The sequence below is a fragment of the Pseudomonas paraeruginosa genome, assembly GCF_003025345.2.
GTDB lineage: Bacteria > Pseudomonadota > Gammaproteobacteria > Pseudomonadales > Pseudomonadaceae > Pseudomonas > Pseudomonas paraeruginosa.
Genome location: NZ_CP020560.1, coordinates 4,100,278 through 4,114,071 on the forward strand (window position 1 = coordinate 4,100,278; position 13,794 = coordinate 4,114,071).

Consider the following 13,794-nt stretch of genomic DNA (forward strand, 5'->3'; position numbering starts at 1 on the left):
GCCTCAGCCGGGAAACGCCATGCGCAGCAAGGCGGGCAGGACCTCGCCGGCCGTCCCGACGAGGCAGCGTTCGCGCGGATGGCCGGTGCGCACCGGTTGCGGGTTCACGTGCACCACGCTGGCACCGCGCTCCAGCGCCAGCGCCGGTATCCGCGCCGCCGGCTGCACCATGCCGGAGGTGCCGACGCTGAGCAGCAGGTCGCATTCGCCGGCGGCGGCGAAGGCCTCGCGCAGGGCCGTCTCGGGCAGCGCCTCGCCGAACCAGACCACCCCCGGACGCACCGGCCCGCCGCAGGCCCGGCAACGCGGCGGTTCGATCCGCCGTCCCGCCTCCGGCTCCGCCGCTTCCGCCAGGGGCCCCCGGTAGGCCATGGCGCAGCCGGCGCAGCGCGGCGCGTGCAAGCTGCCGTGGAGGTGCAGGACCTCGCGACTGCCGGCGCGCTCGTGCAGGTCGTCGACGTTCTGGGTGACCAGCCGGGTATCGGCGACCCGGTCGGCGAGCGCGGCGATCGCCCGGTGCGCCGGATTCGGCTGGGCGCGCAGCACCTTCTGGCGCCGCCATTCGTACCAGCCCCAGACCAGCGCCGGATCGTCGGCGAAGGCGGCTGGCGTGGCCAGGGCCGCCGGATCGTAGCGCGCCCAGAGACCGTCGAGGGCGTCGCGGAACGTGGGTATCCCGCTTTCCGCGGAAACCCCGGCGCCAGTGAAGACCACCAGGCGGCGGGCCCCGGCGAGCAGCCCGGCGGCGTAGCGCATCGGCGTCCCTCCTCTACAGCGCGGACAACGCGCGGTATTCGTCCTGGGCGTGCTGGTCGGTCATGCCGCTGACGAAATCCTGCAGCATGCGGCAGCGGTAATAGAACTCCCACTGCTGCCGCGGCGCGGCGCCGTCCAGGCTCTTCATGGCTTCCAGGTAGGCCTTGATCTGCTGGCTCGGCAGCCGCCGCACCAGCAGTTGCGGGTGCGGGGTGGCCGCCTGGCGGCCCTCGGCGAGGGCCTGGAAATCCTCCGCCGGCAGGCGCAGCAGCGGCGCGTAGAAATCCAGCAGGCCCTGGATGATCCGGTAGCCCTGCAGTTCCAGGGTTTCCACCTCCGGATGGCAGAACACCCGTTCCATGGCCACATCCTTGAACGTCTGGACGATGGCATGCGGCAGGCTGCCGTCCTCCACCAGCGCCCGCCCGAGGGTGCCGGCGTGCACCGCCTCGAGGTTGTCGATGAACTGCCGGGCGGCATGCCGGACCAGCGGATGGATCATCTTCACCCGCAGGCGGATGAAGAACTCGCTGACCTTGTTGATCGGCTCCTGCTCGGCCTTTTCCAGCGAATAGGCGACCATCCGGCGGAAGCTCATGCCCTCGCGGTCGCCAGGTACCGGCGCATCCGGCGACTGGTGGACGGCGAACTTGTCCACCAGCAGGTCGGCCAACTGGCCGATGCCGAGGATGCCCTTTTCCACCGAGTCTTCGATATCCGCCAGGCAGTAGGAGATGTCGTCGGCCGCCTCCATGATGTAGGCCACCGGGTGGCGCGTGCCCGGGCGCATGCCGAGAGCCTGGCGCAAGTCGCCGACGAAGGCCTCCTCGGACAGATAGAAGCCCGGCTTCTTGTTCAGGTAGTGGTTCGGCGCCGCCTTGTCCGGCCTCGGCTCATGGGCCGGGCGCACGTACTTGAGCAGGCCGGCGGTCTGCGTGTAGGTAAGGTTCAGGCGCAGCAGCTTGACCACCAGGCGGATGGCCTGGGCGTTGCCCTCGAAATGCTTGAGGTCGGTGAGCATGCGCTGCTGCAGCGGCGCATCGCCCTGGCCCGGCGGTACGCGCCGCTGGAACAGGCCGTCGAGGTTGCGCTCGAACCAGTCGTTGATGGCGAACTCGCCGAAATGGCCGAACGGCGGGTTGCCGATGTCATGCATCAGGCAGGCCATCTCCACCAGGCTCTCCAGCGCGCCCTCGAGCCCGTCCAGGCCGACCTCGGCGGCGCCCGGGCCGAGCTGGGCGAACAGCGTGCGGACAATGAAGCGCCCGGTCTGCTGCACTTCCAGCGAGTGGGTCAGGCGGCTGCGCACCGCGGCATTGCGCTCCAGCGGGAAGACCTGGGTCTTCTGCTGCAGGCGGCGCACCGCGGCGGAGTTGATGATCCGCCCGCGGTCGCTTTCCAGCTGGTAGACGATCTCCTGCAGATCGTCCTCGCCGGCATGTCCGAACGACTCCCGGTCATGCGGACGCTGACGGGATATCCGTTGCTTGAAATCCACGGTCCCTGGCATCTGGCGCTGTTCTCCACTCGGTCGGCTGCGAACCCCGAGCCTAGCGCGTGGCGGCGGTTTAACCAAGGTCGCGACAATCCGTCCCACTACCGTTCGCGGTGCGCCACCTTCCACGCGCCGCGGCAACTGGCAGAATACCCCGCTCGGCCCGAGCGATCCCCGCCGCAGAACGGGGGCGCCGCCGGCAATGCGTGCACCCGTGGAAACAGGAACGTTCAGGGAGGTTCCGCATGAGTATCTCATCCACCGACATCTGCCAGGCCGCCGACGCTCTCAAGGGCTTCGTCGGTTTCAACCGCAAGACCGGCCGCTATATCGTGCGTTTCAGCGAAGACTCCTTCGGCATGGACGTACCCGACGACAGCATCACGCCCACCAGCGAGTTCGTCTGGAGCTCGGTGCGCGACGACGTCATGCGCCTGGGCCGCGAGCAACTGCAGATCCTGCTGGAACAGAACATCAACGAACGGCTGAACATCGGCGAACCGCTGCTGGTCTACCTGCGCCGCCAGGACCTGCCGGAAATCACCGCGCAGCGGCAGTTGCGCTGAGCGCCACCGCTCACCGCCCGCGCCGCGCACCCTGCTGAAGGCCTCCACCGCTGCTCAGCGGTCGGTCGCGCAGGCGCTGCGCGGGAGCTGGCGCCATGAGCAAGGCAATGAACGCGAAGAAGGAAATCCGCAGGAAGCCGCTGCGGAGCGCCTGGCGCAGCGCGTGAAGAAAAGCGCACCGCGAGCCCTGCCCGGCGCGCCGGCACAGGGCTGAACCGGAGCGGCGGGCGCTCAGTCGTCGGCGGCGGAATCCAGCCCGGGGAACAGTACCTCGGTGAAGCCGAACTTGCCGAAGTCGGTGATCCGCGAGGGATACAGGCGGCCGATCAGGTGGTCGCACTCGTGTTGCACCACCCGCGCATGGAAGCCCTCGACGCTGCGGTCGATGGGTTTCCCCTGCGGATCGACGCCCTGGTAGCGGATGCGCCGGTGGCGCGGGACCATGCCGCGCAAGCCGGGCACCGACAGGCAGCCTTCCCAGCCTTCCTCAATCTCGTCGTCCAGCGCCGTGATGCGCGGATTCAGCAGGATGGTCGGCGGTACCGCCGGGGCGTCCGGATAGCGCTCGCTGCGCTCGAAGCCGAAGATCACCAGCTGCAGGTCGACGCCGATCTGCGGCGCGGCCAGGCCCACGCCGCCGACATGGCGCATGGTTTCGAACATGTCGTCGATCAGCCGCTGCAACTCCTGGCTGCCGAACGACTCGGCGGGTACCGGCGGCGCGATGCGCAGCAGGCGCTCGTCGCCCATCTTCAGGATTTCCCGGATCATTCCACACCCCAGATAAAATCAGAATCTTCCTACATGCTCCGCCAGAAAACCAGACAGGACAAGGCGCCAGGCCCTTCACCTTCGCCTCGATTGCGCCATTGAATTGACGCCGAGCCGGTTTCTTTCCCCGCGCATCCGGTAATATTCGCCGCACATGACGCTACACTGGCCAGTTGTGCCGCCGTGCCTTTTCCCTGGAGGAATCCCTTTTTGCTTGCGTTCGGATCGCCTGCCTCGCAGACCCTCGACCCGTACAGGCGCACCCTCGCCTGGCTGGTTCTGGCGGGCCTGTGCCTGTGCGGCGGCCGGCTGTGGGCGGAGGAGGCGCGGGTCTCGGTGGAACAGCGCAGCAACGCGGTGAGCCAGGTACTGCTGGGTATCTTCAGCTACGTGCGCTGGCCCAAGGAGCCCACGGTCCTGCAATTGTGCGTGGTCGGTCCGACCGAGTACGCCGACGGCATGCTCCGCGGCATGGTCCAGGCCAATGGTCGCCGGGTACAGGTGGAGCGCCGCGCGGTGGACAGCCCCGGGCTCGGCACGCTGTGCAACGTGATCTACCTGGGGGTGGTCGACGAACGCGAACGCCGGCAGGTGTTCCACAGCCTGGCCGGGCACCCGGTGCTGTCGATCAGCGAACGCGGCAGCGAGTGCAGCGTCGGCAGCATGTTCTGCCTCAATGTCGGCGGCCCGCGCATCACCTTCGAGGTCAACCTCGACTCCATCGCCCGCAGCGGCGTACGCGTCCACCCGAGCGTACTGAAACTGGCAAGGCGGCAGGCTACCCCGTGATGAATCGTCGTCGCTATACGGGCTCCAATCCTTCCCTGCGCCGGGTGCTCTATCGCGCGCACCTGGGAGTGGCACTGGTCGCCGTGTTCACCGCCGGGCTGGCGGTGACCCTGGTCGGGCTGCTGACCCTGCGCGCCTACGCCGATCCCAACCAGCAACTGATCGCCCGCTCGATCAGCTATACCGTCGAGGCCGCGGTGGTCTTCGGCGACGCCCAGGCCGCCGAGGAGTCCCTGGCACTCATCGCGTCCAGCGAGGAGGTCTCCAGCGCCATCGTCTACGACAGGCAGGGCCGGACCCTGGCCAGCTGGCACCGGGAAAGCACCGGGCCGCTGCACCTCATGGAACAGCAACTGGCACACTGGCTGCTCAGCGCGCCGACCGAGCAGCCGATCCTCCACGAAGGGCAGAGGATCGGCTCGGTGGAAGTCAAGGGTTCCGGCGGCAGCCTGCTGCGCTTCCTGCTCACCGGCTTCGCCGGGATGATCCTCTGCCTGCTGCTCACCGCGCTGGGCGCCTTCTACCTGTCGCGGCGCCTGGTCCGCGGCATCGTCGGACCGCTCGACCAGCTCGCCCGGGTCGCGCATACCGTGCGCCGCGAGCGCGACTTCGAGAAACGCGTGCCGGAGGCCGCCATCGCCGAGCTGAGCCAGTTGGGCGAGGACTTCAACGCCCTGCTCGACGAGCTCGAGTCCTGGCAGGCGCGCCTGCGGGACGAGAACGCTTCGCTGGCGCACCTGGCCCATCACGACAGCCTGACCAACCTGCCCAACCGCGCGTTCTTCGAGGGCCGCCTGAGCCGCGCCCTGCGCGACGCCATGCAGCATCGCGAACAACTGGCGGTGCTGTTCATCGACAGCGACCGCTTCAAGGAGATCAATGACCGTCTCGGCCATGCAGCCGGCGACACCGTGCTGGTCAACATCGCCATGCGCATCCGCGGCCAGTTGCGCGAGAGCGACCTGGTGGCGCGCCTGGGTGGCGACGAATTCGCCGTGCTGCTCGCGCCGCTGGCCTCCGGCTCCGACGCCCTGCGCATCGCCGACAACATCATCGCCAGCATGCAGGCGCCAATCCGCCTGGGCGACGGCAGCACCGTGAGCACTTCGCTGACCATCGGCATCGCTCTCTATCCCGATCACGCGGACAGCCCCGCGGCGCTGCTCCACGACGCCGACATGGCGATGTACATCGCCAAGCGCCAGGCCCGCGGCAGCCGACGCCTGGCGGACCTCAACGACCCCCGCATCCTGCAGCAAGAAAAGGAGATAGACCGTGCTACCCCAGAGGCTCCACCCAAGTAGATTGCTCATCCTCGCCCTGTTCGGCCTGCTGCTCGGCCTGGCCGGCTGCCAGACCAAGCCGCCGCAGACGACCGGCCTGACCGCGGAGCAGATCGCCGTGCTCCAGGAACAGGGCTTCGAACTCCGCGACGAGGGCTGGGAGTTCGGCATGTCGAGCAAGGTGCTGTTCGGCAACAACCTCGATCGCCTCAATCCGGACAGCCGCACCACCCTGACGAAGATCGCCCGCGCCCTGCTCGACGTAGGCATCGACAAGGTCCGCCTGGAAGGGCACACCGACAACTACGGCGACGAAGGCTACAACCTGAAGCTGTCCGAGCGCCGCGCCGAGTCGGTGGCCGCGGTGTTCCGCGAGGCCGGCATGCCGGCGGCCAACATCGAGGTCCGCGGCCTGGGCATGAGCAGGCCGGTGGCGGACAACAAGACCCGCGCCGGACGCAGCGAGAACCGCCGCGTCGCGATCATCGTTCCCGCCGGGTAGACCTGCGCTCGCGAGCTGCGTACGGCCCACCCGTACCCGGCCCGTCCATCGCCCCGCACCACCGGTATTCCGCTTCCGGCCTATGTTGAAGGGAGGCGCCAGTGGCCTGGCGTCCCGACCGTCGTTGCCGGGAATGCCGGACTGGATGCCGCATAAACAACGAACGACCCCGCCCCACCCGCCGCTTGCGGACGCCCGGGGTCCACCGACAGGGGGTATCCACCTTCGCCTGTTCACCCACGGAACAGGCCGTCAGACGATGGGAGGCATGCCATGAAGCGGCATTACTACATCAGCGACAACCTCGACGAGCTGGAACGGCTCGAAGCCGAACTGGAAGCCAGCGGCATCGCCACCGAGCAGATCCACGTCCTCAGCGACGAGGATGCGGAAGCCGGCCGGCACCACCTGCACGAAGTCTCGCCATTCATGAAAAAGGACGTGGTCCGTTCTGGCCGCGTCGGCCTGCTGATCGGCCTGGCCCTGGCCATCGTCGCGGTGGCTGCCGCCTACGCCAGCGGCTGGACCGAAACCGCCGCCGGCTGGATCCCAGTGCTGTTCCTCGGCGCCGTGCTCTGCGCCTTCTGCCTGTGGGAGGGCAGCTTCTTCGGCCTGCAACGGCCGAACAGTGCCTTCCGTCCCTTCGAGGAGCGCCTGCGGCAGGGCCAGCACCTGTTCTTCGTCGACGTGAAAAGCGCCCAGGAACCGATCCTGGCCAATGTCGTCAGCCATCACCCGCGCCTGCAGGACGCCGGCACCGGCAGCGCCGCCTCGCCGCTGCTGACGGGCTGGCAGCAGCGCTGGCGGCAGTTCCGGCGGATGGTCTGAGCGTCGGGGCCTGCGCCTTCTCGGCGGCCGGCCCTGGCCTGGCCAGTGACTGCTAGAATAGCCGGCTAGCCGCCCGCCATCCCGGCCGGCGCGGCCCGTCAGGAAACTCCATGAAACTCGATAAAGCCGCAGCCATCGCGCAGCTCAACCAGGCCCTGGGCATGTCCGTGCTGGACTCCGGCAACACCCTGCTCGCCCGTTTCAACAAGAGCAAGAATGCCTGGTGGTTCGATATCCCGCTGAGCCAGCTGAAGACCGGCAAGTTCCTCAACCTGTTGCTGCTGAGCCCGGCCGGCGACGCCGTGGAGCACCTGAAGGTGCCTACCAGCTTTCTCCGCCAGCAGCAGGAAGGCCTGGAGCTGCGCGACAAGAACGCCCGCCGGCCGACCCTGAGCCTGGAACTGAGCGCCGACGCCGGCAGGCGCCTGCGCGATATCCGTCCGGGTGGCACCGGGCTGGACTTCGCCGCGTTCCTGCAGCCCTGAGCGGCGGCGGCTTCAGCGCTGCAGTTCGATGCGCTCCGGGTGGATCAGGATCAGGCCTTTCTTGTAGAGGCCGCCGATGGCCTTCTTGAAGGTACCCTTGCTGACCCCGAACAGCCGGTGGATGTCTTCCGGCGAGCTCTTGTCGCTCAGCGGCAGGCTGCCGCCGGCTTCCAGCAGCCGGGCGAGGATCTGCTGGCTGAGTTCCACGGCAGCCTCGGCACCGACCGGCTGCAGGCTCAGGGCGATCTTGCCGTCCGCGCGCAGTTCCCTGATGTAGCCCTGCTCGCGCATGCCGCTGCGGAGGAAGCGGAACGCCTCGTTCTTGTGGATCAGGCCCCAGTGCTTGCCCTCGATGATTGCCTTGAAGCCCATCTCGGTCCGCTCCACCACCAGCAGGTCGACCGCCTGGCCGACGCTGTAGCGCGGCGGAACGTTGTCCAGCTGGCGGTCGAGGCGGGCGGTGGCGGTGATGCGGTTGGTGCGCTTGTCCAGGTAGACGTAGACCACGCAGTAGTCGCCGACCTGCAGCGGCCGCTTCTCTTCCGAGTGCGGCAGCAGCAGGTCCTTGGGCAGGCCCCAGTCGAGGAACAGGCCGATCCGGTTGATCTCCACCACTTTCAGGCTGGCGAAACCGCCGACCTGGACCTTCGGCGTCTGGGTGGTGGCGATCAGGCGATCGTCGCTGTCCAGGTAGATGAATACGTTGAGCCAGTCGCCCACCTCGCTGGGCTGGTCCTTCGGCACATAGCGCCTGGGCAGGAGGATCTCGCCGTGCTGGGTACCGTCGAGGTACAGCCCGAACTCGGTGTGCTTGACCACCTGCAGGGAATTGAAACGCCCGATGACCGCCATGCTGACTCCTTCTGTCGAAGGGGCGGCATTCTACCGCCGGCGCCGGGTCCGGGCTGAAGTTTTTGCCACGGCACCGGCGCCGCTCATCGTCCGCGCGACCGTTCAGGCCGAAACATCCTGAAGCACGCGGAAATTTCCCAAATGCCGACTGTCTACTGGCAGCAAGCACAACGATGTTTCAAAATCGTTAATCTTTAATTCTTTTTTGGAACATCCTTATAAAGGATCGCCTCCGTTCACCAGGAGTTCCTGTGCGCCCATTCAGCCGTTGGCTCTCATCGTGCGGCTCGCTTCTTGCGCTGACCGCGCTGTTCATGGCCGCCCCCCTCGCGGCCCGCTACTGGCTCGGCTGGTCGTCGCCCTCCGGCTACCTCTCCGACCTCGCCCTCGGCAGCCTGCTGGCGTTGTTTCTGCACCGCCGCTCGCTGTGGTTGGCGCTGCCGGTGATGGCGCTGTGGTGCCTGTTGCTGATCGGTACCGCCGAACTGGTCGGCGCGGTCGGCCGCATGCCGGAACCCTCCGACCTGAAGTACCTGCTCGATCCGCAGTTCGTCAGCAGCTCGACCCAGGGCGGCGGCCTCGCCCACCTGCCGCTGGCGCTCGGCCTCGGCGGCGCGCTGCTGCTCTGCGTACTGCTCTGGCGTCGCCGCGGTCCGCGCCTGCCGCGCTACGCCTATGCCCTGCCGGCGGCCTTCCTCGCCGCCCATGTCGGCCTGCAGTACCTGCGGCCGAGCGACGCCGACCAGTGGTACCAATACAACCTGCCGCACAAGCTGCTGGCCGGTGCGTTCAGCAGCGGCCAGCTGGCGGCCGAGGACTGGCTCGCCGGTGATCGCCCGGAGACCCCGCCGGACGTCGCTGGCCTCAACCAGCTCGATCTTTCCGGCGCCCCCCTGCTGGCTGGCGGCGGACGTGCGCGCAACGTCCTGATCGTGGCCATGGAGGGGATTCCCGGCGCCTACATCGCCGCCAACCGCGCGGCCATCAACAGCAGCTACCACGAAGCGCTGATGCCCAGGTTGAGCGGCTGGGCCGAGCGGGCGATGACCACCCCGGACTACGTGCTGCACAGCCACCAGACCATCCGCGGCCTCTACGCCATGCTCTGCGGCGACTACAGCAAGCTCGACTCGGGCACCCCGAAGGGCGTCGAGCTGCTGAACAACCCGACCCGGGCCAGGGAGTGCCTGCCCAGCCAGCTGCGCCAGCACGGATTCAGCACGCACTTCCTGCAGGGTGCCGGCCTGCGCTTCATGGCCAAGGACAAGGTCATGCCGCAGATGGGCTTCGACAAGACCCTCGGGCGCGACTGGTTCCGCAACAGGTCCTACCTGGAATTCCCCTGGGGCATGGACGACAAGGCCTTCTTCGAAGGCGCCGCGACCTACGTGAAACAACTGCGCCAGCAGAAGAAACCCTGGATGCTGACCCTGCTCACCGTCGGTACCCACCAGCCCTACTCCGCCCCCGCCGACTACCTGGCGCGCTACCCGAGCGCCAAGCAGGCCGCGGTGGCCTATCTCGACGACGCGATCGACGCCTTCCTCGCCGACCTGGAAAAGCAGGGTGTGCTGCGCGACACCCTGGTGATCCTCACGTCCGACGAGTCCCATGGCGTCGACCATGTGCGCCTCGCCTCGGCCTGGGGCTTCAATCTGGTGCTGGCGCCGGAACAGGCGGCGCTGCCGCCGATCAAGAGCGGCGTCTACGGTCATGTCGACCTCACCGCCTCGGTGCTCGACTACTTCGGCTACCGGGTGCCGACGGGGATTTCCGGACGTTCGCTGTTCCGCGACTACGCCAGCGGTCGCGAAATGATGTCCTACACCAACGGTTTGCTGCGCCACCACGACGGCAAGGACACCTTCGTCGAGTGCGACTTCCAGCAGACCTGCCGGCGCTACCGCAGCGAGGGCTTCATCGCCGACGAGGCCGAGTTCCTTGGCCGCTTCGGCGGTCGCCAGGCACGCCTAGTCAGCCAGCGCGCCGCGGTCCTCGACCACTCCGTGCAGCTGGGCAGCCCGCTGGGCCAGGAATTCCAGTTCGCCACCCGCGAGCGTATCCGCCTGAAGCCGGAAAGCCACAACGACTGGACCGACAACCTGATCGGCGCGCAATACCTGGAGATGCCGAAGAACAGCCGGACCACGGTCAACCTGAAGATCCGCGCCCTGCAGATGGACCGCAGCGGCGCCCGGGTGACGCTCAAGACCAAGGAGTTCGAGCGCGACGTGCCGATCCCGGTGCCGGAGCTCCCGCGCCTGCTCAAGGGCAAGCCGCTGGAGTTGAGCTTCGCCTTCGACAACCCCGAGGCGCGCAAGGCCTTTTCCTTCCACCTGCTCGCCGAGGGGCGCGGGATCATCGAGATCAGCGATTTCCACGTGGTCACCGTGGCCAATCCGGAGCCACCGGAAAGCCGCGGCCAACTCGCCGGGCAAGGCGTGGATCGGCCGCTGCTGAGCACCTTGAAGAGCCTGTTCGCCAACCGCCCCGAGGCGGAGGAAACGGAAGGCGCGGACAACCCGCGCGAGCGCACCGTCATTCCCGAACAGAAGGCCCTGATCCTCTCCCACTGACCTTGCCGCGCGCGGCCGAACCCGTCTCCCGCGCCGGCGTCGAAGCTTCGAATGAAACGCAACGGAGAGCGGCATGAAGCATCTGCTATTCCCGGCCCTGGCCGGCATCCTGCTGGCCCCCCTGGCGCATGCGGCCAGTTTCGACTGCGAGAAAGCCACGCGGGCCGATGAAAAAGCCATCTGCGCCAACCGCGCGCTCAATGACCAGGACGTCGAGATGAGCGTGAAATACCGCTTCCTGCGCGGCCTGTTCGCCATGGGCGGACGTGGCGCGATGCAGGACCGGCAGCAGGCCTGGCTACAGGAGCGGCGCCGCTGCGGCGGCGACACCGGGTGCCTGTCCCGCGCCTACGCGCAGCGCATCGGCGAGCTGGACAAGCAGTACGCGGGCATCGACAAGCCGCTCTGAACTAGCGACCGGCGACGGCGAACTGCAACTCCGCCAAGCGCGCATACAGCGGGTTCTCGGCGATCAGCCGGGCATGGCTGCCGATCGCCACCAACCGGCCCTGGTCGATCACCGCGATGCGATCGGCACTCTGTACCGTGGCCAGGCGGTGGGCGATCACCAGGGTGGTGCGCCCGCTCATCAGGCTGGGCAGGGCTTGCTGGATCAGGTGTTCGCTTTCCGCATCCAGCGCGCTGGTGGCTTCGTCGAGCAGCAGCAGCGGCGCGTCCACCAGCAGCGCGCGGGCGATCGCCAGGCGCTGGCGCTGCCCCCCGAGAGGCCGATGCCGCCCTCGCCCAGATGAGTGGCGTAGCCCTGCGGCAAACGCAGGATGAACTCGTGGGCATGCGCCGCCCGCGCCGCGGCCTCGACCTCGGCGGCGCTGGCGCCGGGGCGGCCGTAGCGGATGTTGTCTTCCACGCTGCCGAAGAACAGCGCGGGGTTCTGCGAAACCAGGGCGAAGCAGCGGCGCAGGTCGGCCGGGTCCAGCTCGACGATCGGCTGACCGTCCAGCAACAGCCGCCCCTGCTGCGGATCGAAGAAGCGCAGCAGCAGGTCGAACAGGGTCGACTTGCCGGCCCCGGAAGGACCGACCAGGGCCAGGGTTTCCCCCGGCTCGACGACCAGACTGATGTCGTCGATGGCCCACTGCGCAGGGCGGGTCGGATAGGCGAAGCTCACCCCTTGCAGTTCGAGTCGTCCGCTCACCCGCGCCGGCAGGACCAGCGGCTGAGCTGGCGGGCGGATCTGGCTGCGAGCCCCGAGCAGTTCGGCGATGCGCTCCGCGGCGCCGGCGGCGCGCTGCAGCTCGCCGATCACTTCGCTGAGCGTACCGAAGGCCATGCCGACGACCAGGCTGTAGAAGACGAAGGCGGCCAGTTCGCCGGCGGAGATGCTACCGGCGATCACGTCACGGCCACCGACCCAGAGCATCACCCCGACCGCGCCGAGCACCAGCACGATCACCACAGTGACCAGCCAGGCACGCTGGGCGATGCGCCTGCGCGCGGTGTCGAAGGCTCGCTCGACGGTGCCGGCGAAGCGCTGGCGGTCCTGCGCCTGGTGATTGTAGGCCTGTACCGTCTTGATCTGGCCGAGGGTCTCGCCGACATAACTGCCGACGTCGGCCACCCGGTCCTGGCTTTCCCGCGACAGGCTGCGCACGCGGCGACCGAACAGTAGGATCGGCGCGATCACCAGCGGCAACGCCAGTACCACGATGCTGGTCAGCTTGGCGTTCGTGACGAACATCAACAGCACCCCGCCGACCAGCATCAGGGCGTTGCGCAGGGCCATCGACAGCGAAGAGCCGATCACCGTCTGCAAAAGGGTGGTGTCGGCGGTCAGGCGCGACTGGATTTCGGAGCTGCGGTTGGTTTCGTAGAAGCCGGGATGCAGCTCGATCAGGTGGTCGAATACGCGCTTGCGGATGTCCGCGACGAAGCGTTCGCCGATCCATGACACCAGGTAGAAGCGCACGAAGGTGCCCAGCGCCAGGCCGAGCACCAGCAGGAAGAACAGCAGGATGTAGCGATCGAGTCGTTCCGGCGAAGCGGTGAGGAATCCCTGGTCCACCAGCAGGCGGATGCCCTGGCCGAGGGACAGGGTGATCGCCGCGGTGAACAGGAGCGCCGCCAGGGCACCCAGCATGCGCCAGCGATAGGGCGCCATGAAGCGCCAGGCCAGGCGCAGGGCGTTGCGCTGGCGGGAAGACAGGATGGCAGGCATGCGGCGCTCGCGTTCGGCTCGGGGTGCAGCAGGTTAGCACCGGGAGACGGGAGGAAGCGATGCGCGGTCATTGGCGAAGTATCTTCCAGAGCAACTGGAAAACACATGTTTCACACAACTTCACCCAATAACCCGAAGCAACTTTCCGGACAACTCGGAATAAGCGATGCAGAGCACACCCGCCTATATCGGGATAAATAAACAGCGCCATTCTTCAGCGCAGCGTAGAACCTCACTCTCGGAATCTTCCCGCGCCTCGCCATGCGCGGTCCACGCCAAGCAAGGCCGCTGGAAATACCGCAGCGTGCTTCTCGGGTATTGGCTAACGGTCTTTATGGAAAACAGCAGGTTACGCCCGAAATCTGATCGATAATATTCAAGATGAAATAAAACCCCGCTTCGGTTATAATGAACGGCCATATTTAATGCAGAGACAGGTCCCCGGATATGGCCATCATGAAGAAAACCGTCGCTCCGAAAGTCGCCAAGCCGGCTCCCGCGGTGGAAACCCGCGAGTCCATCGAAGCGCAGGTCGCCGCCTTCCTCCAGGCCGGCGGCGAGATCCAGAAGATCGCCAAGGGCGTCAGCGGCCAGGTCTATGGGCCTTCCCGGCAGATCACCATCAGCAAGAAGCGCTGATCACCCGTCCGTAGCGGGAACACCGAAGGGGATGGCTGGCCGGCACGCAGATGTGCCACGCTCCATCCCCTTTTTC

13 protein-coding genes and 1 pseudogene are annotated in these 13,794 nt (G+C 67.4%); 9 read left to right on the forward strand and 5 right to left on the reverse strand.

The genetic code is table 11. The features are described 5' to 3' along the window. Positions 1-3 precede the first annotated feature (3 nt). Positions 4-756, reverse strand: a complete 753-nt coding sequence (locus tag B7D75_RS19390) for an SIR2 family NAD-dependent protein deacylase (RefSeq protein WP_107114340.1) — start codon at positions 754-756, stop codon at positions 4-6. 13 nt (positions 757-769) lie between these two features. Beyond that, positions 770-2,266 carry a dGTPase gene (gene dgt / locus B7D75_RS19395; protein ID WP_034079513.1) on the reverse strand — a complete coding sequence of 499 codons (1,497 nt, stop codon included), beginning with the start codon at positions 2,264-2,266 and terminating at the stop codon, positions 770-772. Between the two features lie 230 nt (positions 2,267-2,496). Here dgt and B7D75_RS19405 point away from each other — a divergent pair, with 230 nt between their 5' ends. Next, complete coding sequence (locus tag B7D75_RS19405; RefSeq protein ID WP_003157837.1) at positions 2,497-2,817, forward strand: DUF2025 family protein; 321 nt, start codon at positions 2,497-2,499, stop codon at positions 2,815-2,817. A gap of 231 nt (positions 2,818-3,048) precedes the next feature. Here B7D75_RS19405 and def read toward each other — a convergent pair whose 3' ends face one another. Then, positions 3,049-3,588 (reverse strand): peptide deformylase, encoded by a 540-nt coding sequence (gene def / locus B7D75_RS19410; RefSeq protein WP_053814303.1) that lies wholly within the window; start codon positions 3,586-3,588, stop codon positions 3,049-3,051. Between the two features lie 210 nt (positions 3,589-3,798). Here def and B7D75_RS19415 point away from each other — a divergent pair, with 210 nt between their 5' ends. The 5 genes from B7D75_RS19415 (at position 3,799) to B7D75_RS19435 (ending at position 7,475) form a co-directional block, all read left to right on the forward strand. Beyond that, positions 3,799-4,377 carry a YfiR family protein gene (locus B7D75_RS19415; RefSeq protein WP_034079511.1) on the forward strand — a complete coding sequence of 193 codons (579 nt, stop codon included), beginning with the start codon at positions 3,799-3,801 and terminating at the stop codon, positions 4,375-4,377. Continuing rightward, positions 4,377-5,681 (forward strand): diguanylate cyclase TpbB, encoded by a 1,305-nt coding sequence (gene tpbB, locus B7D75_RS19420; RefSeq protein ID WP_034079510.1) that lies wholly within the window; start codon positions 4,377-4,379, stop codon positions 5,679-5,681. Before B7D75_RS19415 ends, tpbB begins: the two co-directional genes overlap by 1 nt. After that, on the forward strand, positions 5,653-6,162 hold the full coding sequence (locus tag B7D75_RS19425) for an OmpA family protein (protein WP_033998752.1): 510 nt from the start codon (positions 5,653-5,655) through the stop codon (positions 6,160-6,162). The genes tpbB and B7D75_RS19425 overlap by 29 nt, the downstream gene beginning before the upstream one ends. A 273-nt stretch (positions 6,163-6,435) precedes the next feature. After that, positions 6,436-6,990, forward strand: a complete 555-nt coding sequence (locus B7D75_RS19430; RefSeq protein WP_012076698.1) for a hypothetical protein — start codon at positions 6,436-6,438, stop codon at positions 6,988-6,990. A gap of 110 nt (positions 6,991-7,100) precedes the next feature. Continuing rightward, complete coding sequence (locus B7D75_RS19435) at positions 7,101-7,475, forward strand: hypothetical protein (RefSeq protein WP_012076699.1); 375 nt, start codon at positions 7,101-7,103, stop codon at positions 7,473-7,475. 12 nt (positions 7,476-7,487) lie between these two features. Here B7D75_RS19435 and B7D75_RS19440 read toward each other — a convergent pair whose 3' ends face one another. Next, positions 7,488-8,327: a CvfB family protein gene (locus B7D75_RS19440; RefSeq protein WP_012076700.1), complete on the reverse strand. Its 840-nt coding sequence runs from the start codon at positions 8,325-8,327 to the stop codon at positions 7,488-7,490. A 251-nt stretch (positions 8,328-8,578) separates the two neighbouring features. Here B7D75_RS19440 and B7D75_RS19445 point away from each other — a divergent pair, with 251 nt between their 5' ends. Next, positions 8,579-10,903, forward strand: coding sequence for an LTA synthase family protein (locus tag B7D75_RS19445; protein WP_107114341.1), 2,325 nt, complete (start codon positions 8,579-8,581; stop codon positions 10,901-10,903). A gap of 73 nt (positions 10,904-10,976) precedes the next feature. After that, on the forward strand, positions 10,977-11,312 hold the full coding sequence (locus B7D75_RS19450; protein WP_003157845.1) for a lysozyme inhibitor LprI family protein: 336 nt from the start codon (positions 10,977-10,979) through the stop codon (positions 11,310-11,312). A gap of 1 nt (position 11,313) precedes the next feature. Here B7D75_RS19450 and hcuC read toward each other — a convergent pair. Continuing rightward, positions 11,314-13,079: pseudogene (hcuC, locus tag B7D75_RS19455) on the reverse strand (hydrophobic compound transporter HcuC). 447 nt (positions 13,080-13,526) lie between these two features. Between hcuC and B7D75_RS19460 the strand changes: the two are divergent. Then, complete coding sequence (locus tag B7D75_RS19460; RefSeq protein WP_003157643.1) at positions 13,527-13,718, forward strand: hypothetical protein; 192 nt, start codon at positions 13,527-13,529, stop codon at positions 13,716-13,718. The last annotated feature ends 76 nt before the right edge of the window (positions 13,719-13,794 follow it).